Source organism: Acetobacter sp. DsW_063, assembly GCF_002153745.1.
In the GTDB taxonomy this organism is placed as follows: domain Bacteria; phylum Pseudomonadota; class Alphaproteobacteria; order Acetobacterales; family Acetobacteraceae; genus Acetobacter.
In genome coordinates this window covers 15,887-36,878 of record NZ_JOPL01000108.1, presented here as the reverse complement: position 1 = coordinate 36,878, position 20,992 = coordinate 15,887, and the positions used below count along the sequence as shown (strand labels likewise).

The 20,992-nt window shown below is 64.1% G+C and carries 27 protein-coding genes; 15 read left to right on the top strand and 12 right to left on the bottom strand.

The window, feature by feature from the left end:
• Positions 1-43: 43 nt before the first annotated feature.
• The 10 genes from HK28_RS14180 to queA form a co-directional block, all read right to left on the bottom strand.
• Positions 44-214 carry a glutathione S-transferase C-terminal domain-containing protein gene (locus HK28_RS14180; protein WP_198945886.1) on the bottom strand — a complete coding sequence of 57 codons (171 nt, stop codon included), beginning with the start codon at positions 212-214 and terminating at the stop codon, positions 44-46.
• Between the two features lie 3 nt (positions 215-217).
• Positions 218-562, bottom strand: coding sequence for a glutathione S-transferase N-terminal domain-containing protein (locus HK28_RS12510; RefSeq protein ID WP_198945885.1), 345 nt, complete (start codon positions 560-562; stop codon positions 218-220).
• A gap of 311 nt (positions 563-873) precedes the next feature.
• Complete coding sequence (locus HK28_RS12505) at positions 874-1,500, bottom strand: phospholipid-binding protein MlaC (RefSeq protein WP_086644873.1); 627 nt, start codon at positions 1,498-1,500, stop codon at positions 874-876.
• A gap of 29 nt (positions 1,501-1,529) precedes the next feature.
• On the bottom strand, positions 1,530-2,387 hold the full coding sequence (locus HK28_RS12500) for a VacJ family lipoprotein (protein ID WP_086644872.1): 858 nt from the start codon (positions 2,385-2,387) through the stop codon (positions 1,530-1,532).
• Positions 2,388-2,579: 192 nt separating this feature from the next.
• A complete protein-coding gene (locus tag HK28_RS12495) occupies positions 2,580-3,407 on the bottom strand; it encodes a TerB family tellurite resistance protein (RefSeq protein ID WP_086644871.1) in 828 nt (275 codons plus the stop codon).
• A 50-nt stretch (positions 3,408-3,457) separates the two neighbouring features.
• Positions 3,458-3,637, bottom strand: a complete 180-nt coding sequence (locus HK28_RS12490; RefSeq protein ID WP_086644870.1) for a hypothetical protein — start codon at positions 3,635-3,637, stop codon at positions 3,458-3,460.
• Positions 3,638-3,835: 198 nt separating this feature from the next.
• The gene (locus tag HK28_RS12485; protein ID WP_086644869.1) at positions 3,836-4,147 is read right to left on the bottom strand and encodes a ribbon-helix-helix domain-containing protein; all 312 of its coding nucleotides are present in this window, start codon (positions 4,145-4,147) and stop codon (positions 3,836-3,838) included.
• A complete protein-coding gene (gene queG, locus HK28_RS12480; protein ID WP_086644868.1) occupies positions 4,144-5,259 on the bottom strand; it encodes a tRNA epoxyqueuosine(34) reductase QueG in 1,116 nt (371 codons plus the stop codon). Before queG ends, HK28_RS12485 begins: the two co-directional genes overlap by 4 nt.
• Positions 5,226-6,386 (bottom strand): tRNA guanosine(34) transglycosylase Tgt, encoded by a 1,161-nt coding sequence (gene tgt / locus HK28_RS12475; protein WP_086644867.1) that lies wholly within the window; start codon positions 6,384-6,386, stop codon positions 5,226-5,228. Before tgt ends, queG begins: the two co-directional genes overlap by 34 nt.
• 87 nt (positions 6,387-6,473) lie before the next feature.
• Positions 6,474-7,529 carry a tRNA preQ1(34) S-adenosylmethionine ribosyltransferase-isomerase QueA gene (queA, locus tag HK28_RS12470; RefSeq protein WP_086644866.1) on the bottom strand — a complete coding sequence of 352 codons (1,056 nt, stop codon included), beginning with the start codon at positions 7,527-7,529 and terminating at the stop codon, positions 6,474-6,476.
• A gap of 51 nt (positions 7,530-7,580) precedes the next feature.
• On the opposite strand from queA, the gene HK28_RS13840 reads away from it, so the two are divergent.
• From HK28_RS13840 to HK28_RS12455, 4 genes are all read left to right on the top strand, one after another.
• A complete protein-coding gene (locus tag HK28_RS13840; RefSeq protein WP_143217418.1) occupies positions 7,581-7,802 on the top strand; it encodes a hypothetical protein in 222 nt (73 codons plus the stop codon).
• A 79-nt stretch (positions 7,803-7,881) separates the two neighbouring features.
• The gene (locus HK28_RS12465; RefSeq protein ID WP_026396855.1) at positions 7,882-8,103 is read left to right on the top strand and encodes a hypothetical protein; all 222 of its coding nucleotides are present in this window, start codon (positions 7,882-7,884) and stop codon (positions 8,101-8,103) included.
• Between the two features lie 69 nt (positions 8,104-8,172).
• Positions 8,173-8,655, top strand: coding sequence for a kinase inhibitor (locus HK28_RS12460; protein ID WP_086644865.1), 483 nt, complete (start codon positions 8,173-8,175; stop codon positions 8,653-8,655).
• Positions 8,656-8,801: 146 nt separating this feature from the next.
• Complete coding sequence (locus HK28_RS12455; RefSeq protein ID WP_086644864.1) at positions 8,802-9,560, top strand: DUF2076 domain-containing protein; 759 nt, start codon at positions 8,802-8,804, stop codon at positions 9,558-9,560.
• Positions 9,561-9,743: 183 nt separating this feature from the next.
• On the opposite strand, the gene HK28_RS12450 is transcribed toward HK28_RS12455, so the two are convergent.
• Complete coding sequence (locus HK28_RS12450; protein ID WP_086644863.1) at positions 9,744-10,409, bottom strand: uracil-DNA glycosylase family protein; 666 nt, start codon at positions 10,407-10,409, stop codon at positions 9,744-9,746.
• Between the two features lie 91 nt (positions 10,410-10,500).
• Positions 10,501-11,109 (bottom strand): NYN domain-containing protein, encoded by a 609-nt coding sequence (locus HK28_RS12445; RefSeq protein WP_086644862.1) that lies wholly within the window; start codon positions 11,107-11,109, stop codon positions 10,501-10,503.
• Between the two features lie 123 nt (positions 11,110-11,232).
• Here HK28_RS12445 and folK point away from each other — a divergent pair, with 123 nt between their 5' ends.
• The 11 genes from folK to HK28_RS12390 all read left to right on the top strand — a co-directional run bounded on the left by folK (position 11,233) and on the right by HK28_RS12390 (position 20,976).
• Positions 11,233-11,763, top strand: a complete 531-nt coding sequence (gene folK / locus HK28_RS12440) for a 2-amino-4-hydroxy-6-hydroxymethyldihydropteridine diphosphokinase (protein WP_086644861.1) — start codon at positions 11,233-11,235, stop codon at positions 11,761-11,763.
• A gap of 54 nt (positions 11,764-11,817) precedes the next feature.
• A complete protein-coding gene (rpoZ, locus tag HK28_RS12435) occupies positions 11,818-12,204 on the top strand; it encodes a DNA-directed RNA polymerase subunit omega (RefSeq protein WP_026396850.1) in 387 nt (128 codons plus the stop codon).
• Between the two features lie 69 nt (positions 12,205-12,273).
• Positions 12,274-14,574, top strand: coding sequence for a bifunctional (p)ppGpp synthetase/guanosine-3',5'-bis(diphosphate) 3'-pyrophosphohydrolase (locus tag HK28_RS12430; RefSeq protein WP_086644880.1), 2,301 nt, complete (start codon positions 12,274-12,276; stop codon positions 14,572-14,574).
• A gap of 28 nt (positions 14,575-14,602) precedes the next feature.
• Entirely contained in the window at positions 14,603-15,007 is a 405-nt protein-coding gene (acpS, locus tag HK28_RS12425; RefSeq protein WP_086644860.1) for a holo-ACP synthase, read from the top strand.
• A 250-nt stretch (positions 15,008-15,257) separates the two neighbouring features.
• On the top strand, positions 15,258-16,052 hold the full coding sequence (gene lepB, locus HK28_RS12420) for a signal peptidase I (protein WP_233140529.1): 795 nt from the start codon (positions 15,258-15,260) through the stop codon (positions 16,050-16,052).
• 3 nt (positions 16,053-16,055) lie between these two features.
• Positions 16,056-16,778, top strand: a complete 723-nt coding sequence (gene rnc, locus HK28_RS12415) for a ribonuclease III (RefSeq protein ID WP_086644858.1) — start codon at positions 16,056-16,058, stop codon at positions 16,776-16,778.
• A gap of 34 nt (positions 16,779-16,812) precedes the next feature.
• A complete protein-coding gene (gene era / locus HK28_RS12410; RefSeq protein WP_086644857.1) occupies positions 16,813-17,712 on the top strand; it encodes a GTPase Era in 900 nt (299 codons plus the stop codon).
• A gap of 194 nt (positions 17,713-17,906) precedes the next feature.
• Positions 17,907-18,644 (top strand): UMP kinase, encoded by a 738-nt coding sequence (gene pyrH / locus HK28_RS12405; RefSeq protein ID WP_086644856.1) that lies wholly within the window; start codon positions 17,907-17,909, stop codon positions 18,642-18,644.
• A gap of 177 nt (positions 18,645-18,821) precedes the next feature.
• Complete coding sequence (gene frr / locus HK28_RS12400) at positions 18,822-19,343, top strand: ribosome recycling factor (protein WP_051291928.1); 522 nt, start codon at positions 18,822-18,824, stop codon at positions 19,341-19,343.
• Positions 19,344-19,441: 98 nt separating this feature from the next.
• On the top strand, positions 19,442-20,116 hold the full coding sequence (uppS, locus tag HK28_RS12395; RefSeq protein WP_035376174.1) for a polyprenyl diphosphate synthase: 675 nt from the start codon (positions 19,442-19,444) through the stop codon (positions 20,114-20,116).
• Between the two features lie 29 nt (positions 20,117-20,145).
• Positions 20,146-20,976 carry a phosphatidate cytidylyltransferase gene (locus HK28_RS12390; RefSeq protein WP_086644879.1) on the top strand — a complete coding sequence of 277 codons (831 nt, stop codon included), beginning with the start codon at positions 20,146-20,148 and terminating at the stop codon, positions 20,974-20,976.
• Positions 20,977-20,992 lie beyond the last annotated feature (16 nt).

The following is a 20,992-nucleotide window of genomic DNA, read 5'->3' as shown; positions in this document are numbered from 1 at the left end:
TCACAACCTCTCGCTCAATTCAATACATTAATAGGTCCTGAACCTAGCGAAACAACGTATGGCCGAACTGGATGTCGGCGAGCGTAAAGTCGTCGCCCGCCAGATAGGCGTGGCGCGACAAGCGTGCGTCGGCGATTGACAGAAAACGATCCAGTATCGCAATGGCGCGTTCGATTGCGGCCGGATCCTGATCCTTGGGCGCCGTTCTGACCACGGGCTAGAAAATCGCCGACGTGAAATTCAGCGCGACGTTGATCTTCGCCCATTCTGCCCATTTGTCGACTTGCGCCCGCGCTGCGATGTCAGCGGGCCAGAACGGCGCCACGCTGTAACGTGACGCCAGATAGCGCAGAATGGCGTCAGTTTCCCAAATGGGCTCATCCTCGTCATCCCGCAGCACTGGAATCGTTCCGTTGGGATTCATCGCCAGAAATTCCGGAGTGTCGACGCCGCCGTAACGATGTCCGGCGCCGTGCCGCATGTAGGGCAACCCGAGTTCGGCCACGCACCACATAAGCGCCTGCACATTGGAGGAATTGCTCCGTCCCCAGATGGTCAGCATCGTGTTTTGTCCTCGTTTTCAGTCCGCGACGTTGCCCGCAACGCGGGTCAGGGAAAACAATGAAGGCGTTTGTAAGCATCAAGCTCCGCGCTTTCTGCCGTGCGCGGCTTATCGGTCGGGGAAGGTGCTGCCTCTCGTGGCCCGTGTGTGGAGTGATTATGCCCGTGGGGAGTGTTCAGTCGCCGTGGAAGCACGTGGTTTCGACACGACATGCATGACAGAAGGCGGCTGGACGTAAAAAAGCCGCCGCGTGTTGTCACGCGACGGCTTTCTCAGAAACGGCCGAGGTTTACTCAACCTGTATAGTGGGATCAGTGGCTCGCCACGGTGTTGTGCTTGTCGATCTGACGCTGCAGGGCGTTGAGCAGCGCGTCGACAGTGCCGCCGGAGCGGGAGATGTAGGAGGCGTAGTCCTGACGCTGCGTCAGACGCAGGCTCGCGCCTTCCCCGACCACGTCCACGACTTTCGGTGCGCCGGAAGCCGAGCTGACGACCCACTGCATGTTCGCGTCAGGCTGCCCGGGCCGCATCAGGATGGCGTCGACCGCCTTGTCCTCGCCGACGGGGGACGTGGCGCCGATGGTGAAGCTCACGCCGCGATAATCGCCCAGCTTGTCGGTGATGGCGTTGACCAGAACCTGATGAAACAGTCCGAGATAGCGCGTCTTCTGCGCGTCGGTGGCCACATTCCAGTAACGACCGAGGCAGAAGCGGGCGATCGCATCCACGTCGACGTCCTGCTGCAGCAACGGCAGGACTTTCTGCTTCTTCTCTGCGGGCGACAGATTGCTGTTGACGATGGCGACAAGCTGGGAGCCGAGCTGACGCACGAAATCCGCAGGTTTTTCGGCGGCTGCGGCGGGCCGGGAAAGCGTGACGCCGAGCGCAAGCGCTGCAAGAGCGCCAAACAGACGCCGACGGCCAAGGCTGATGATCATTCTGGTCTGCCCTTTTTTATTGCATCGGTTCAGTTGTACCAATCAGGCACAGTCGCCCGATGATCGTTCTTGATCGAGTCCGCCAACGCCTTCCGCTGCTGCTGGTAAGCGCTTCGGATCGTGGCGTAGGGGTCAAGCGCATCTTTCTCCAGATTGTCCAGATCGTCGATACGATCTGCGCGGGAGTTGATGGTGTTGACGATGTTGTAAGCCCAGTTGAAGGTCAGCAGGCCATACCCGCGTGGGACGTAGTTCAGCGGCATCAGGCCTGTGTCGATACCATAGCCGATGCCGTCGCGCACGGAGGACGGACCCATCATGGGCAGGAACAGGTAGGGGCCGGAAGGCACGCCCCATGTCGCAAGCGTCAGGCCGGCGTCATTATCATGATGCGGGTAACCCGCGTATTTCGCCACGTCGATCAACCCGCCGACGCCAGCCGTCATGTTGATGCACCAGCGCACGAACGCGTCGCCCGCGCGGCGTGGTTTGCCCGCGCCCACGTCGTTGAAGAACACGACGGGCTCGTTCATCGTCTGCGCCATATTGGCCAGAGATGAGCGCACGGGACGGGGAACGGCCCAGACATAAGCCTTGGCGACCGGCTTGAGCGTGTATTTATCGACGGTCATCGACAGGTTGTACATCTTGCGGTTCATCGGTTCGAACTTGTCGTTCGCCTCGTTGTATTCCGCGAGCGCCTCAGGATCCTTGGGTTTGGGCGTGGTCAAAGACCCACATCCGGCAAGGGTCAGCGTGGCGACGAGCAGGGAGCCGATTCGTCCTGTCGGACCCGTGCGCCGGTTCGTGTGTTCGGGGCCATCGCTCAGAAGCTGGCGCGTCCGCGAGTGAAGGATCCGCTGCTGATCGCCTGTTTCTGAACTCATACCTAAGACTTCCCCAATGCTGCCCGCGCCTCCCTGCACAGCCGAAGGGGCAGGGCAGGAAAGCGCCGTTACAACGCGTCAAGACCTCCGGACGTCGCCACTCTCTAGCATGTCGCGTCGGTGATGCAATCTTGCGGCCCCGTGACGACCCGTCTTCTCAATGCGCGGTTCAGGCATAACGCGGAATTTGCCCTACAGGCCGCGTTCACGTTTCACCACATCCCACGCAGCGTTGATCCGCGCGATCGTCGTCGCCGCGACTTCCATTTCCTTGGGAGAAGCGTTGCGCGCCGAAAGAACGTCCGGGTGATGGGTGCGAACGAGCTGACGCCAAGTCGTACGAACTTCGTCGTCCGATGCTTCGACGGATACGCCGAGAATTGTATAGGCGTCGTCCTCGCCAAACGCGGGACGTGAGCGCCCGTTCTCCGCCCGGTCCCACGCGCCGCGACCGAGGCCAAACGCCTGATGCGTTCGGGTCAGAAAGCGCAACTCCGCCGGGTGCAGAGACTCTCCCTTGCGAGCGTCCGCGCGCGCGATCGTGAAGAGCGCCGCCAGCAGATCCTCAAGCTGCGCCTTGTCGTCGCGAAAAGCGTGCCCCAGTTCGCGGGCGAAATATTCGTAGTCGTCCGTCCTCTGCCGCGCCATGTCGAACAGGCGGCCAATTTCCGTCATGCTCTCGGGCGGAGCGCGGAAACGGCTCTTGAAGGCGTCGATCTCCGCCCGGTTAACGGGGGCGTCGCACTTGGCGACCTTGGCGGACAGGATCACCGTGCACAGGGCGTAGAGCTGATCCTTGCGCCCCGCCACCGATGCGACTTTCGCCGCCACAAACGTCGCCGCCCCGTTGGGGTCCGGGGCTATGCGGGCGCCCCAGTTGTCGCTCCATCCTGTTCCGGGACCTTCGAGGATCGCGCCGTTGTCGGCCGCATGCCCCAGCGCCGCGCCAACGACGGCGCCCATCGGACCGCCGACCGCGAACCCGGCCACTCCGCCAAATAGTTTGCCCCATATCGCCATGTGAAAAGCCTAGCACCGGAAAGCGACGCTCCCAAGGGGCCACGTCGGCGTCAGCTCGTCGTCAGGTCCGGCGCCCGGTCGAAGGCCGAATGCGCCAGAGCGATCAACTCGTTGGCGATGTTGGTCATTCCGGCCTCCCAGACCACGTCGGCCATTTGCAGCAACGAATGGGAGATGAGCAGGGGGCTGGTCTGCGGACAATGCGGGAGACGAAGGACGTTGGCGGCCATTGGGTTCCTGCATGGGCTTGGGGGCGGCGCGGCGTTTGCTCGCGATCCTTCCGACGCTAGAGGGTTTGATGTTTCCGATAGGTTAATGGCTTCGGTTAAACTTGCAGACATTGTCATTTTGTTAGTCAGACTTCGTATCGCCAGCGGTGACGCCCCCGATCGGGGCATGGGAAGATCAGGCCGCCCCAGACGTGTCGATCACGCGTCAGCCAGATCCGGATCGCCATCCACCGCCGCGTCAGGAGCGCTGGCCGATGGCGCTCCTACTGTAATCTGTCTCCAGATCGCTTCGCCTTCGCCGGATGCATGATGCAGCGCCGCCACCCGCAAGGCGGACGCCAAAGGTCGCTGTGGGTCGCGCGTGGCGTCGATCGCTTCGACCACCTGAGATATCCCGAGCTTGTTCTCCATCGCGATGGCGTCGATCGCCCGCCAGAATTCGGGCTCCAGAGCCACGCTGGTTCCATGTCCCGAAAGAACCAGACTCCGCTTTACAAGATGGCGACTCATCCCTGTTCCTCCAGCCGACCGCAGGCCCATCGCGCGGCCTCGGCCACGACGGGATCGCCATCGTCGCATCGCGCCTGCGCCACAGGCAGCAGCGAGACTTCGGCTGAGTTGCCGATTGCGATCATGACGTTGCGGACAAATCGGTTTCGCCCGATTCGCTTGATAGGCGATCCTGAAAACAGTGCTCGAAACCCGGCGTCGTCCAGAGCTGCGAGCTCCGCGAGGCGCGGCGCCGTCAGATCCTCGCGGGCCTGAAGCTTCGCCTGACGAGACGCCGAGGCGAACCGGTTCCACGGACAGACGGCGAGGCAATCGTCGCAACCGTAGACCCGGTTGCCCATGGCCTCGCGAAATTCATGCGGAATTGGTCCCGGGTGTTCGATGGTGAGATAAGACACGCATCGCCGCGCATCCAGTTGATATGGCGCTGGAAACGCTTCTGTCGGGCAGGCTGTGAGGCACCGCGTGCAACTGCCGCACCGTCCGCCCGAAAGCGACGACGGCGGCAGGGCCAGCGTCGTGTAGATCTCGCCCAGCAGCAGCCAGCTTCCGTGCGTGCGCGACACCAGATTGGTGTGCTTACCCTGCCAGCCGAGCCCCGCTCGTTCCGCCAGAGGTTTTTCGGGCACGGGCGCCGTGTCGACGAACACCTTGACCTCGGCGGGAAGGTCGCGCCTGCGGGCTTCGGCGACAAGGAACTGCGCCAGATGCTTGAGCAATCCCTTGATGATGTCGTGATAATCCCGGTTGCGGGCGTAAACGGAGATGTTGCCGCGATCAGGACGATCCAGAGTGGCGAGGGCGTCGCCGTCCGGACCGTAATTCAGGCCGAGCGCGACGACGCTTCGCGCCTCGGGCCATAATCCGTTCGGATGCGACCGTGCTTCTGTTCGCTCGGTCATCCACGTCATCGCGCCGTGACGTCCGGCCTCGAGAAAGGCGCGCAGCCGCTCGCGCGCCTCACCCCCCAGGTTCGTGTCGCAGATCCCGAACGCGTCGAAACCCAGCGCGAAAGCCTTGTCGCGCAGACGGTCAGCCAGAGCGGCCGCGTGCGGATTGTTCCCTTTGGCGTCTCCGCTCAGGGAACCGGCGGGATCGAAGGCTGCGGCCATTCGTCCTCCGTCCAGTCACCCTGCGCCCACGCCGCGCGCAGGGCCGCGCCGTGCGCTGCGAGGTCGCCCGCGATGATCGCCGCGCGCAGGCCGCGCATCATACGCTGGTAATAAGCGAGGTTGTGCCAGGTCAGCAGCATCGGTCCGAGAATCTCGTCGGCGCGAAACAGATGATGCAGATAGGCGCGTGAGTGCCGCGAGCAGGCGAGGCAGTCGCAATCCGGCGAGATCGGCCGCGCGTCGGTAGCGAAGCGGGCGTTGCGGAGGTTCAATGTGCCGCGTTCATTGTAGGCGCGGGCTGTGCGGCCAGCGCGCGTCGGCATGACGCAGTCGAACATGTCCACGCCGCGCTCGACGCCGCCAAGAAGATCGTCTGGCGTGCCGACGCCCATCAGATAACGTGGCTTGTCGCCCGGCAGCAGCGGCGTCGTGACGTCGAGCGTCGCGAACATCAGCTCCTGTCCCTCGCCGACGGCCAGACCGCCGATCGCATACCCTTCGAATCCGATGTCGCACAGCGCCTTCGCACTCTCGGCGCGCAGCTCCGGCTCGACGCCGCCCTGCACGATGCCGAACTGCCCGTAGCCCTCACGTTGCACGAACGCCTCACGCGACCGCGCCGCCCAGCGCATCGACAGCCGCATCGAGGCGGCGATGGCCTCGGCCTCGGCGGGCAGGGCGGGGCACTCGTCGAAACACATGGTGATGGTGGCGTCGAGCACATACTGGATCGCCGTGGAGCGCTCTGGATCGAGCCGGTGCTTTGAGCCGTCGATATGCGATTGGAACGTCACCCCGTCCTGATCGAGCTTGCGCAGCGCGCCCAACGACATGACCTGAAATCCGCCCGAATCGGTCAGGATCGGACCCGGCCAGTCCATCATCCGGTGCAGTCCGCCCAGGGCGCGGACCCGCTCGGCGCCCGGCCGCAGCATCAGGTGATAGGTGTTGCCCAGCACGATCCCCGCGCCCGTGGAGCGCACGGCGTCCATGGTCATCGCCTTCACCGTTCCGACCGTGCCGACGGGCATGAAGGTCGGCGTCGCCACCGGACCATGAGCGGTTTCGAGAACGCCTGCGCGGGCGCGGCCGTCAACCGCCTCGCACCGCCAGTTGAAAGCGGTCATACGCGCCTCCCGGCAGAGCGCTCAAGACGGAGCGGGGCGGTCGTGCGGGTCGCAGGCAGGGGGCAGGCCTTGGTCATCGGTCGCCAATCATCGGTTGTCCTCGCGTCGCAGAAGGCACGCGTCGCCATAAGAATAGAAACGGTAGCCTTCCCGCACCGCGTGCGCATAGGCCCCGCGCATGCGTTCGGTCCCGGCGAAGGCGCTGACAAGCATGAACAGTGTCGAGCGTGGCAGATGAAAATTGGTGAGCAGCATATCCACCGCCCGGAACGTGAAGCCCGGCGTGATGAAGATCGAGGTCTCCCCATCGAAGGGACGTACCACGCCCTGCTCGTCCACGGCGCTTTCCAGCAACCGGAGCGTCGTGGTGCCGACAGCGACGATCCGCCCGCCACGGGCGCGCGCGGCGTCGATCGCATCCGCCGTTTCCGCCGTCACGACGCCGCGTTCGGCGTGCATCTTGTGGCCCGTCAGCGTCTCGGCCCGCACCGGCAGGAACGTGCCCGCGCCGACATGCAGCGTGAGCGTCCTGCGCTCGATCCCCGCCTCGTCGATGCGTCGCAGCAGGTCCGGCGTGAAATGCAGCCCTGCGGTCGGGGCCGCGACCGCGCCCTTGTGGGCGGAGAAAATCGTCGTGTAATCGCGTTCGTCCTCGGAGGTCGGACCTGCCGGGCGGTGGATATAGGGCGGAAGCGCCAGCGCTCCCGCGGCCTGAAGGAAGGCGTCGAAGGCGTCGCCTTCGGCGCTGAAGCGCAGCGTGGCGCCGCCGCCGTCTTCCAGTTCCAGCACGTCCGCGACGTCTTCGGCCCGTGCGCCGGGGAACGTCAGCCTGTCGCCTACGCGCAGGCGCCGCGCATTGCGGATCAGCGCGTGCCAGCTTCCGTCCGGCAGGATGCGATCGAGCGTCACGCCGATCTTCGCTTCGCCGCGTAGTGCGCGAAGCTGGGCGCGAATGACAGCCGTGTCGTTGGCCACGAGCAAATCGCCCGGTCGCAGCAGGTCGGGAAACTCACGCATCGTACAGTCGGCGAGGCCTGTCTGCGTCACGTCCAGCAGGCGCGCACTGTCCCTTGGTCGCGCCGGACTTTGCGCGATCGACTCCTGAGGCAGGTCGAAATCGTAATCTGCTGTGCGGTCGGTCATGGGCCGCAGCGTTTAAGGGGAATCGGCTTCGCGCGCCAGCATTGCGTTGGCTTGGGCGCCTCCCGCAAATGCGGCTGGCTGCGACTGCCGCAGGCGCTACGCCGCGAGACGCAGTCCCGGATGGAGGCTGGTCAGGCGCGTTTCATGCCGTCATGCCGTCATGCGTTCCCGCTGACGCCTGCGGCTTCGGACAGCCTTTACGGGGGGCGCGCGGACGGACGTATTCCTGAGCGGAGTATGGTTCCGCGCGCCTCCTTGTCATGGCGGGGTTGATGCGGCCGGTCAGGAGCGCCATTTTCTGCCCAACGCGCGCGGCCCTGACGGTCGCGCCATGGCTTTGAGGAACCTGCCCATGTCCTATGCTTTGCTCGACGCCGTGCGGGTCGCGAAGGCCGCCAAAGTTTCGCTCGACGTGCTGAAGACGTCTACCGAGGCGTCGGAGGCGCATCAGCGCAAGATCATCATGGTCGAGCGTATCGCGGCTCTGGCCAGCGCAGCGGCCGACTCCACCGCTTGCGGCCAGGGGGTCACCCTCACTTCAGAGGAGTTCTGGCTTATCAGCCTCAACTGGTGAGGCGAGAGGTCGGTTCGACGCAGACGCTTTCACGAGAAAGCCCATCTATCGTGACAGGGGGATAATCCAATGACCTTCACACTGACCAGCGCGACCCTGACCAACGGCGCAGTGATGCCACAGGCGCAGGTTTATTCCGGCATGGGGCGGACGGGTGACAATCTCTCTCCGCCTCTGGCGTGGAGCGGGGCGCCGGAAGGAACCAAAAGCTTCGTCGTCACGGCATACGATCCGGATGCGCCTACTGGCTCAGGCTGGTGGCACTGGGTGGTCATCGACCTCCCGGCGACAGTGACGGCGCTTCCCGAGGGCGCAGGCTCTGGTAAAGGCGGCCTGCCCGAGAACGTGCGGCAAACCCGTACCGATTTCGGCGCGCCGGGTTACGGCGGGGCCGCGCCGCCGCCAGGTCGCGTTCACCGTTACGTCTTCACTGTAACTGCGTTGGACGTGCCGACTCTGGACGTCCCCGCCGACGCGTCTCCCGCGTATGTCGGCTTCGTCATGAACGCGCATCGGCTCGCATCCGCGTCACTGACCGTCCTTTACGGATAAGATCAAAGACTGTCGGCCTGACGTCGAACGCGCGCATGGCCGTTTTATGACGAAATTAAAATTTTGGGCGATACGCCATACGCTTGCGCGTGGTTTCCCCGGCGCTCAAAATATCGGCGCAAGAGTAGTCTGAAAGGGCACGAAGCATGAACACCGAAGAACGCGACCTGATTTCGAAATTCATCGCACGCGTTGGCGGCGCGCCGCAGTCCGGTTTCGGCAGCGTGCCCGCCACGCGACCCAATCTGCCGCCGATCGACCCGGAGGCGGACCGCTTTATCGCTCAGAATCTCGAGCAGTATCCGGAGGCCCGCTACCGGATCACACAGATGGCGGTGGTGCAGGAAGCAGCACTCGTCGAGGCGCAGAATCGTATCAGGGAACTGCAGTTCCAACTGCAGCAGGCCCAGCAGGCGCTGCAACAGGCGCAGAGTCAGGCGCGGCCATCCGGCGGCATATTCGGCGGCCTTTTCGGTGGCGGTCAGCAACGCGCCCAGACGGCGCCACCTCCGGGTTGGGGCGGTCAGGCGGCGCCCGGCTATGGATACGGCGCGCAGCAGCCGCAGATGCAGCCCATGCCCCCCGGTTTTCAGCCTGGCATGTTTCAGCAGCGCGGTTCGGGCTTTCTGGGCTCAGCCCTGACGACTGCGGCTGGCGTCGCTGGCGGCATGATGGCTGCGAACGCGCTTGAAGGTCTGTTCAGCGGGCATCACGGCGGCGGCGACCTTGGCGGTGGCTGGGGAGCTCCTGGAGAGACAATCATCAACAACAATTACGGCTCTGACGTTGGAGGCGACCCGTTCTCTGGCGCAGGGACGTCCGTCGATCAGGGTTTCGACGCTGGCGGCGGCGATTGGGGTGGTGGTGGCGATTGGGGCGGCGGCGGCGACGACCAGTCGTTTTGATCGTCTCCCGCCAGCGGCTCCCTGATTGTGAAGAGGGGTTCTTGCGGGCGGGATTGCTTATTCCGCCCGTGTGCTCGCTTAGTGGAGCGCGTGACTTCCGCGAAGCTGAAGTCGGTCTGGCTTGCAAGTTTCGTCCTGGTCGCCCGCAATATCGGGCAGGGGCTCTTTTAGGCGGCAGACCTTTTACTGGCCTTGCCGCCTGAGCGTCTCGACTACGATCGTGGCGATGGCGCTGAATACTTCACGACAGACCAGTTGGTCTCTCGGGTTATGTGCCGACAACAGACTGCAATCGACGATAATAAGCCCGTCCGGCAGTGTGGCTACGCGCCCATGCTGAAAGCCGAGACGCGCCATCGGCATGCCGCACGCCGCGATGGTGGCGTTGTGCGCCAGAGCGCCGATGGCCAGCACGAGCCGAAGATTGGGCATCGCCCGGAGTTCGGCCTTGAGGAAGGCGTTGCAAGCGTGAACTTCCGCAGGTTGCGGCAGGGCTGCGGGTGGCGCGCATCGGACGGCACCGACCACCCGGCAATGATCGGAACGTAGGCCGATAGCGTCGTCCGACGCGTAATGTCCGGTCGCAAGCCCGTGCTCAATCAGCGTTTCGCAGAAAATGGCGCTGGCATTTCTGTCGCCGAAGAACGGCCCCTGAAGTGCGCCTTTTCTGGTCTCGGGTGCCGGTCCCACGATGAGGACGCTGGCGTCTCGTGACCCCCATGCGCGGATAGGCGCGTGGTCAACTCCGGGGTGGTTTCGTCGATTTGCGCTGCGCAACTGCGCCAGCCGGGGACATAGCTGACAATCGTCGTCGGGAGCGTCAGTGACCTCCTGGGTAGTGAGCAGCATCTGGCTCACCGGGACCTAAGTTCCCTGTGCGACCGATCGGCGGACGTCGCAAATTCCTCCGATCGGCATGTTGGCGCGTTCTTGCGACGGATCATTCGTTGTCGAGATCGTCGGGTTCGCTGAGCTGGTCGGCCGGGTGCCGGATCGGGGCCTGACGCGTCCGTGGCTCGGCGGGGCGGCGCGTGAACTCGTCGGCGATATCCGCCAGATCGACGAACCGGTCGGCCTGTCGGCGCAGATCGTCCCCGATCAGCGGAGGAGAGGAACGCATCGACGAAACGACCGACACGCGCACACCCATTCGCTGCACGGCCTCCACGGCGCGGCGGAAATCGGAATCACCAGTGAAGAGGATCGCGTGATCGAGCCGAGGCGCGGCCTCCATCATGTCCACCGCGATTTCGATGTCCATGTTGCCCTTGATGCGCCGCCGACCGTTGTGATCGGTGAATTCGCGCGCAGTCTTTGTAACAAGAAAGTAGCCGTTGTACGATAGCCAGTCGGTCAGCGGCTTGATGGGCGAATATTCTTCAGTGTCTAGAATAGCTGCATAGTAATAGGCGCGCAAAAGATTGCATCGCGATGTAAAAAATTCGAGCATCTTGCGGTAATCAACATCAAAGCCCAGCCCCCGTGAAGCCGAATAAAGACTGGAGCCGTCGATAAATAATGCCGTTCGTTCTGTGCTGCGGATAATCATTCAGTCTCTTCCTTGAATGCGTCGGATCTTACCGATAAACTAGTTAAGCTATCGTTATCTTGTGTTTGGGGGAAGCGTGGTCGTGGGGAGTGGGGACGAAGCGCGGTTCACGCGTAGGGTGTTATGCAGGTCCTGATCGCTATAGGCGCCAATCTTCCACGTTCGCTGGGGGCGGGTGTCATGGGAGCTTCGCCTCTGGCGACCTGCGAGGCCGCCGTGCAGGCGCTTCGGGAAATCCCGGGCCTGTCGGTCGAGCGGGTTTCCGCATGGTACGAAAGCGAAGCGATCCCGGCTTCGAGCCAGCCACCATACGTGAACGGGGTGGCGTTTGGTAGGTCTTTTCTTTCGCCCGAAACGCTTCTTGAGCGCCTTCACGCCATAGAGGCAGATTACGGGCGCGTTCGGGGCGAACTCAACGCTGCGCGCACGCTCGATCTGGATCTGATCGACGCGGGCGGGGAGGTCAGGCGCGACGGCTCTCCGGTCCTGCCACATCCGCGTGCGCATGAGCGTGCATTCGTCCTGCTTCCGTTGCGCGATGTGGAGCCCGACTGGAAGCATCCGATTTTGGGAGCGACCGTGCAGGAGCTGATCGACAGGCTTGAGCCGCAGGCCATCCGGCGTCTACCTGCCGACGTCGTCGCTCTTCCCTAACGGCCTGCCGGATGGTAGTAGGGTCTTTTCCAACGAATTTCGCGGAGGCTGCCAATGGCGCGCGTCACTGTTGAGGATTGCGTCGAGAAGGTGCCGAACCGCTTCGACCTCGTTCTGCTTGCTGCGCAACGTGCGCGTAACTTGTCCCGTGGCGAAGAGCTGACGCTGGACCGCGACAACGACAAGAACCCTGTCGTGGCCCTGCGCGAGATCGCCGAGGAGACGGTGCCGCTTGAGGGTCTGCGCAGCGATCTGGTGCGCTCGCTGGCTCGTGCGCCGGAGCCGGAGCCCGCCGACGAGGAAGTGCTCGATCTCATCCCGACAGACCAGAATATTTTCGGTCTGCAGGAGAGCGCCGCCGAAGAAGAGATCACGGATCTTTCTCCGGAAGAATACAAAGCCGCTATCGAAGCCGAGCTCGGTGGCCGGGGACGGCGCTGAGCGCGCCTTTAGGCAACCATTTTTATATCTCGCGCCTGACGCGGCGCGTTCTGCTTGGCGTTGCGCGACATGACGGCTGAAGCTCAGGGCGCGGCCGACGTCGCCATTTCGGTAGGCGCGCCCTCCAGCGCGTCCGCCGGAGCTGTTCTGGCCGCGTCGCACGGTCAGGTCATATCGCCTGAGAAGCTTCTCAGGCGCATTCGTCAGTATAATCCAGACGCCGACCTGGGGCTTGTCGAGCGGGCGTTCGAGGTCGCTGCTGCGGCTCATGCGACGCAGCTTCGTGACAACGGCGATCCGTACATCACGCATCCTCTCGACGTTGCGCTGATCCTCGCCGGCTTCCATCTCGACGTCGCGTCGATAGCGACCGCCCTGCTTCATGACACGATCGAAGACACCGGTCTCACGGTCGAATCCCTGCGTGAGCAGTTCGGGTCGACGATCGCGGAGCTGGTGGACGGCGTCACCAAGCTGACCCGTCTCGAACTGCAATCCGACCGTACGAAGCAGGCGGAGAATTTCCGCAAGCTCGTACTGGCGATGTCGCGCGACATTCGCGTGCTGATCGTCAAGCTGGCCGATCGTCTGCACAACATGCGCACGCTGCATTTCGTGCAGCGCGACGACCGTCGCAAGCGCATCGCACGCGAAACCATGGACATCTATGCGCCGCTCGCCGGGCGCATCGGTATGGATCGCGTCAAGACAGAGTTGCAGAACCTGTCTTTCGCGCAGCTTGAACCGGAGGCGGACGCGACGATCCGTGCGCGTCTGAACTATCTGCGCGGGCAGGGCGCGGACGTGATCGAGGAGGTGCGCGGCGAACTGACCCGTATGTGTCAGGAAGCCGGGGTCGAGCGCGTCGAGGTGACGGGGCGCGAGAAATCGCCTTTCTCCATCTGGGAGAAGATGCAGAAACGCAATGTGGCGTTCGAGCAGCTCTCGGACATCATGGCGTTCCGCGTCATCGTCGATTCGCGCGAGGACTGCTACGTCGCGCTCGGCGCCATCCACGCCGCGCTGCCGATGATTGCGGGGCGCTTCAAGGACTACATCTCCACGCCCAAGGCCAACGGGTACCAGAGCCTTCACACCGGCGTCACGCTGCGGCATCCGCGCAACCAGAAGATCGAGGTGCAGATCCGTACTGCGGACATGCACGACATCGCGGAGAACGGCGTGGCCGCCCATTGGGCGTACAAGCAGCTTCCCGAAGGCGTCACGCCTGACGCGGAAGCGCAGAGCCCGCGCGCGATGAAGCGTCCGCGCTGGGTTCAGGATCTTCTTGAAATTCTGGAAGATTCTGCTGCGCCGGACGAGTTTCTCGAAAACACCAAGCTCGAACTCTATCAGGATCAGGTTTTCTGCTTCACGCCGAAGGGACAGCTGATTCCGTTGCCGCGCGGCGCGACGCCGATCGACTTCGCCTACGCGGTGCATAGCCAGGTCGGCGACACCTGCGTCGGCGCGAAGGTCAACAGCCGCCTCGTTCCCCTGCGCTACGAACTGCAGAACGGCGATCAGGTCGAGATCATGACCGCCCGCGGCGGCGCCCCGTCGCCGTCCTGGGAACGCTTTGTCGTCACCGGCAAGGCGCGCGCGCGCATCCGCCGTTACGTCACAGCCCAGCAGCGGCAGGCGTCCATCGACTCGGGCAAGGCTGCGTTGGCCAAGGCGTTCCGTCAGGAAGGCGTGGATGGTTCGGAAAAAATCATCGACAGCGTTCTCAAGGAACTGAAGCAGGCTTCCATCGAAGACCTGTACGTGGCCATCGGCGGCGGCCATCTTGGTCCAAAAGACGTTGTGCACGCGGCCTATCCAGAGTTGCGCCGCGCGCCGCGAGGCCCGCGCATGGTGCCGGGTTTCATGGCGCGGACGGCCCCGACCAAGCCGCGCACGACGGGATCGCCGCTGGTTGGCCTCGGCGCAGGCATCGCCGTGCATTTCGCCGGGTGCTGCCACCCGCTGCCGGGTGATCGCATCGTCGGGGTGGTCGCCAACGGCAAAGGCGTGACTGTGCACAACGTCAACTGCCAGACGCTGGAGGCCTTCGCGGCGACGCCGGAGCGGTTCCTCGACGTCGACTGGGATTATCAGGCCATCGGCCATGGCGGACAGGGCGCGGAGCCGTTCGTCGGTCGCGTCACGGTGATCGCCGCCAACGAGCCGCAGGTGCTCGCCACTGTCACCAACGCGGTGTCCAAACAGGACGGCGCGATCGTCAACCTCAAGATCGTCAATCGCCAGCTCGACTTCATGGAGATTCTCGTGGACGTGGAGGTGCGCGATTTGAAGCATCTTTCCGGCCTCATCGGCGGCCTGCGCTCCGCCACGGGCATTTCCCAGGTCGAGCGCGCGCGGTCCTGACGGTCGATCTGCGCCGAAGGACGACGCCATGATTCTCGGGCTGGGAATGGACCTGTGCGACATGCGGCGCATCGAGCGCTCCATCGAGCGTTTCGGTGATCGCTTTCTTGAGCGCGTGTTCACGGAGCAGGAGCGCGCGCGGGCCGAACGTCGAAGCGGACAGGCGCGCATCGGCGCCTACGCGAAGCGGTGGGCTGCCAAGGAAGCGTGCTCTAAGGCGCTTGGGACTGGATTTTCGAATGGCGTGTTCCACAGCACGATGGGCGTGCGGAATCTGCCCTCCGGCCAACCTACGCTGGCGCTGACGGGCGGCGCCGCGGCGCGGCTTGCAGCGCTTACGCCGCCTGGCATGGTGGCGCGCCTTTTCCTGACGATGACTGACGATACGCCCTACGCACTGGCTCAGGTAATCATCGAAGCCTTGCCGGCCTGAGGGTCAACTGCGGCTTGGGGCCTCGGACGCAACGGGTCTGGTAGTGCGCCGGAGCAGGCTCCCCGGAGCAGAGTCGCTTGACAGGGAAGGGGGTGGGCGGCTTCATCCGCCGGCTGACGTCGTCGTTGTTGTTGACGACGTGTCATGATCGGAGTTCGCGTCGATCGTGAGCGATCGCCGGAAGCTGTCGCGAGCGATGGCGCCGCGGCGGGCGATGTGGAAGACCTTCTCGATGGAGTACAGTGACGATATGGCTTCCACGCAGGACACGGCGCAGACTTCGCCCTCGTTCATTCAGAATTTGATCGAAACCGCGCGCTCGTTCGTTACGATCGTTCTGGTCGTCGTTGTCGCCCGGACGTTTTTCTTCGAGCCGTTCAATATCCCGTCCGGCTCCATGATTCCGACCCTGCAGGTCGGCGACTATCTCTGGGTTTCGAAATACAGCTACGGCTATTCCCGGTTCTCGTTCCCTTTTTCGCCGGACATCTTCAGCGGTCGCATTTTCTACCATGAACCGCATCGTGGCGACGTGGCAGTGTTCCGGTTCACCAAGGACAACTCGATCGATTACGTGAAGCGTATCGTCGGATTGCCCGGCGACCATGTGCAGGTGCGCGGCGGGCTGCTTTTCCTCAACGGGCAGCAGGTTTCCTGTCCTCCGGCGGGTGACTACACCGCTATCGACGAACACCATACCCACATGGAGGGGCAACTCTGCATGGAGACTCTGCCTGGCGGACGGACTCAGCCGCCTCAGGGGCACGAGATTCTGAAACTCACGGATGAGGGTATGCAGAACGACACGCCGGACTACATCGTGCCGCCCGGTCATTTCTTCGCCATGGGCGACAACCGCGACGACAGCGCCGATAGCCGTTTCATGGGCGACGACCCGGAGGATCTGGGGTTCGTGCCCATAGAAAACCTCGTAGGTCGGGCGCAGTTGGTGTTCTTCTCCGTCGATATGACCCACCCTTGGTGGCAGATCTGGGCGTGGCCGTCCGAGATCCGCTGGAGCCGGTTGCTGAAAGGCGTTCACTGAGCCATGAGCGGCTCAAACCCGGTCGAACTCGAGCGGCTGCAGCAGGCGATAGGGCATCAGTTTCGCGCCCCGGATCTTCTGCGGGAAGCGCTGACTCACCGATCGGCGGCGCATCAACGCGCCACCGGGCGCGGTAAGCGCGCGACACGTGGCGCCGGGTCAAATGAACGTCTCGAGTTCATTGGCGACCGCGTGCTCGGCCTGCTGATGGCGGAGTGGCTGTTGGAGCGGTACCCGTCCGAGCAGGAAGGGGCGCTCGGCTCGCGTCACGCTCAGCTGGTTTCGCGGACGACTCTCGCCGAAGTGGCGCTGGCGCTCGATATTCCTGCCGCCCTCGATGTGGCTGCGCATGAAGAGCGGATCGGAATTCGTAACACTGCGAACGTGCTGGCCGACGCGGTCGAGGCGCTGCTTGGCGCGCTTTATCTCGATGACGGCCTCGCCCCCGCCCGAGTGCTGGTGCGGCGTTTCTGGACCGACGCAATCGTGGCGCAGGGGCGTCCGCCGAAGGATCCCAAGACTGCGTTGCAGGAATGGGCGCTGGCGCGGGGGCTGGCGCTGCCCGCTTACGAAATGCTAAGCGCCGACGGTCCCTCCCACGCGCCGCGCTTTGTCGTGCAGGCGCATGTGGCCGGTTTTTCCGGTCAGGGAGAGGCAGGAAACAAGAGGGCGGCGGAAAGCGCCGCCGCCGCCGATCTGCTGACGCGTTTCGGCGCCTCCTCGTGAACGGGCTGTACAAGCCGAAAGGGCGCCAAAGGCGATGACACAGGAAACTCGCTGCGGATTCGCGGCTCTGGTCGGCGCGCCCAACGCCGGCAAGTCGACCCTTCTCAACAAGATGGCGGGCGCCAAGCTGTCGATCGTCAGCCCGAAGGCGCAGACGACCCGCTTCCGCGTGCTCGGCATTCTGATGCGCGAGAGCACGCAGATATTGCTGGTGGACACGCCGGGCATCTTCAAGCCGCGCCGCAAGCTGGATCGCGCCATGGTCGCGGCGGCATGGGCAGGGGCGGAGGACGCCGACGTCACGCTGCTGCTGATCGATGCGCGCTCGGGCCTCGACGAGGCGGCCCGCGCCGTGGTGGAACATCTCGCGAAAGCGAAACGCCGCGTGTGGCTCGTGCTCAACAAGACTGATCTGGTGCCCGCTCCGGCGCTGCTGCCGCTTACGGCGGAAATTTCGGGCATGATCGACGTCGAGCATGTGTTCATGATCAGCGCGCGTACGGGCGGCGGCGTCGACGACCTTCTCGACGTGCTGGCCGGAGCGCTTCCGCCCGGACCGTATCTCTATCCAGAAGACGATCTGACCGATCTCCCCGACCGTCTTCTGGCGGCGGAACTGGTCCGCGAGCAGGTGTTCCTGCAGACGCATGAGGAGGTGCCGTACGGCGCGACTGTGGAGACCGAGAGCTTCACTGAACGCCCGGATGGTTCGGTGCGGATCGACGTGACGATCTATGTTGGTCGCGCCAGCCACAAGGCGATCCTGATCGGTGAGAAGGGAAAGCGCATCCGCGAGATAGGCGAGCGGGCCCGAAAGCAGTTGGGATCGCTGCTCGAGCGGACGTGCCATCTGTTCCTGAACGTAAAAGAGCGAGCCGGGTGGGATGAAGAGCGAGCCCGCCTGCGCGCCATCGGGTTGGACGACAACGCCTGAGGCGCCAGCCTTCGGGGCTCTTCCGTTTGAAAACTGTTAATGGTCGGCGTCCAGCGGTCTCGTTAACGAGAAAGGCGCCTCCGGCGCTTGTGGCGACCGCGCCTGAGCGATATGACGGGCGACGGAAACGCGCGCCGGGGTTCACATATTTCGGCTGCGCGGATCATCCCTGACAGTCTGCGCATCGAGGCCCAATGACCGAAAGCACCGACGCCGCTCCCGCCGCCCGGCGAGTTCTCCTGAAGATATCCGGGGAGGCGCTGATGGGCGCCGGTCAGTATGGCGTCGACGCCAACACCGTCGACCGTATCGCCGCGGACGTCGCGGCGGTCTCCAGCAGCGGCGTCGAGGTTTGCCTTGTCGTCGGCGGCGGCAATATCTTCCGTGGGCTGACCGCTGCGGCGCGCGGCATGGACCGGGCGCAGGGCGACTACGCCGGGATGCTGGCGACGGTCATCAACGCGCTGATGGTGCAGAACGCTCTTGAGCGAGAGGGCGTTCCCACGCGCGTCATGTCGGCCATCCACATGTCGTCCATCGCCGAGCCGTATATCCGGCGTCGCGCAGTTCGTCATATGGAGAAGGGTCGGGTCGTGATCTTCGCTGCCGGGACCGGCAACCCCTTCTTCACCACCGACACCGCCGCGGCGCTTCGCGCTGCGGAAATGGACTGTGATTGCCTTTTGAAGGGCACACAGGTGGATGGCGTTTACAGCGCCGACCCTCGCAAGAATCCGGACGCAGAGCGCTACGAGCAGCTCACTTACCTCGAAGTCCTTGCCCGTGACCTGAACGTCATGGACGCAGCCGCGATCAGTCTTGCACGTGAGAATCGCCTGCCGATCATCGTGTTCAACATTCACGAGGCGGGCGCGTTTGAGCGCGTCATGAAGGGCGAGGGCAAGTTCACGCGAATCGAGGAGGTGTCCTGATCGAAAGTCAGGCGCCGTCGGGACTGTAACGTCCGCCTTTGACGAGGCTGAGTTTGACGCTTCCCGACCTTGTGGGGTCGGGGTTTAGAGGCGACGGCCCATGTGCCGTCCCAATCAGTTTGTGGGAGAGCCGTTGTGGCTGATCTGAACACGCTTACGGAAGACCTGACACGCCGGATGGAAGGCGCGCTCGAAAGCCTGCGCCGGGATTTCGCCGGCCTGCGGTCCGGGCGCGCGAACGCGGCCCTGCTGGAGCCTGTCCGGGTCGAAGCCTATGGCGGTGAGGTTCCTCTGTCTCAGGTCAGCACCATCGCCGTTCCGGAAGCAAGAATGCTGACGGTTCAGGTCTGGGATCGGGCTCTGGCGGGCGTTGTGGAGAAGGCGATTCGCGACGCGGGACTGGGTCTGAATCCGGCGGGCGAAGGGCAGACCATCCGCGTGCCGATTCCCCAGTTGACCGAGGAGCGCCGTAACGAGTTGGCCAAGGCCGCTGGTCGCTACTCCGAAGGCGCCAAGGTCGCCGTGCGCGGCGTGCGTCGCGACGGCATGGACCAGACGAAGGGGTTCGAGAAGAAGGGCGACATCAGTCAGGACGACGTCAAGGCGTGGTCGGACTCGATCCAGAAACTCACGGATCAGTATGTAAAAAAGATCGACGAAATGCTCGCGGACAAGGAACGCGAGATCAAGCAGGTCTGAAACACGTCATGTCATCCACGACGGGCGCGGCCGTATCGAGCGCGTCGCCCGCCTCCACTGCCTCGAACGCGCATCTTCCGGTCCATGTCGCCATTATAATGGACGGCAACGGACGTTGGGCGGCTGCGCGCGGACTGCCGAGGGTCGCCGGTCATCGCGCCGGGGCCGAGGCCGTGTCCCGCTGTCTGCGGGCCGCCAAGGCCAAGGGCGTCGAGTATCTGACGCTCTATGCATTTTCTTCGGAGAACTGGCGCCGCGAACCGACCGAGGTCGCGGATCTGACCAGCCTCCTGAAATATTACCTGCGCCATAAGGTTGCCGAACTGCACAAGGAAGGCGTGCGGATTCGTTTCGTTGGCGATCTAGGTCGTTTCGGTCCCGATCTGGTTGCCGAGCTGGAGCGCGCGGAAGCCCTCACGGCCAGCAACACCCAGCTGACCCTTCTGCTGGCTCTCTCCTATGGCGGGCGCGGCGATATCGTTCACGCCGCGCGCGCGCTGGCGGAGGCCGTGCAGCGGGGGGATATCGCGCTGTCGGCGATCGACGAAACGGCGCTGTCGGCCCGCCTGCTGACGGCGGGCGTGCCAGATCCGGACGTCATCGTGCGCACCAGTGGCGAGCATCGCCTGTCCAATTTCCTGCTCTGGCAGAGCGCCTACGCGGAACTGGTGTTTCTCGACACGCTTTGGCCGGATTTCGATGAGGCGTCCTTCACCCGGGTGCTCGACATCTACGCGCGACGCGAACGGCGCTTCGGCGCCCGCCCGGCGTGACCTTGGCATCCACACAGCCGTCCAGCGCCATGCCCGGTCGAGACTGGCGCGATCTGCGCCCCCGCCTTCTCTCTGCTCTGGCGCTTATTATCGTCGCTGTTCTGGCGATAAGTCTTGGCGGTTACGCATACGGACTGCTCATCGTCGCGACGATGGCGGGCATGGCCGCCGAAGGCTGCGCCCTTTTCTCACTTTCCCCACGTTCGTGGCGGGGCGCGCTTTTCGTCGCATGGTCTTTCTGTGCAGGTCTTTCGGCGTTCTGCGGGCGGTGGGAAGCCACGCCAGCCTTCGCGATGACGGCTTTCGTCTTCGGGCCGCCGCTGTGGCTGATGAACGCGGTGATCGTCGCTGGCGGTCTTTCTCTCATGTGGCTTCGGCTGGGCGCGGATTGCGGCGTCTGGGCCGTCGTGTTCGTGATCGCCGTGGTCGTGTCGAGCGACAGCGCCGCCTATGTCACCGGGCGGATGATTGGCGGCCCGAAGCTCGCGCCACGCATCTCTCCCGGTAAGACGCGGTCGGGCGCAGTCGGCGGATTGCTGGGCGCTGTTGTGGCGGGGTTCGTGGTCGCGACAATTCCGGGCGCAGGGTTTGCAGTTCGCGGCGCCGGTTGGGCGTTGCTTCTGGGGATAGCGGCGCAGGCGGGAGATCTCGCGGAAAGCGCAGTCAAGCGCGCGAGAGGCGTCAAGGATTCCGGACGTCTGCTGCCGGGGCATGGCGGTCTGCTGGACCGTTTCGACGCGTTGCTCGCCGCAGCGCCTCTGGCGGCTCTGTTGTCGTTGCTGGCGAAACCTGGGCTTCCGTTCTGGTCTGTCGGCTTCGACGGTCTGGCGCGGGGGCTGGGACGTTTCCTCGGTGGATGAAGCGCGGTCTGGCGCA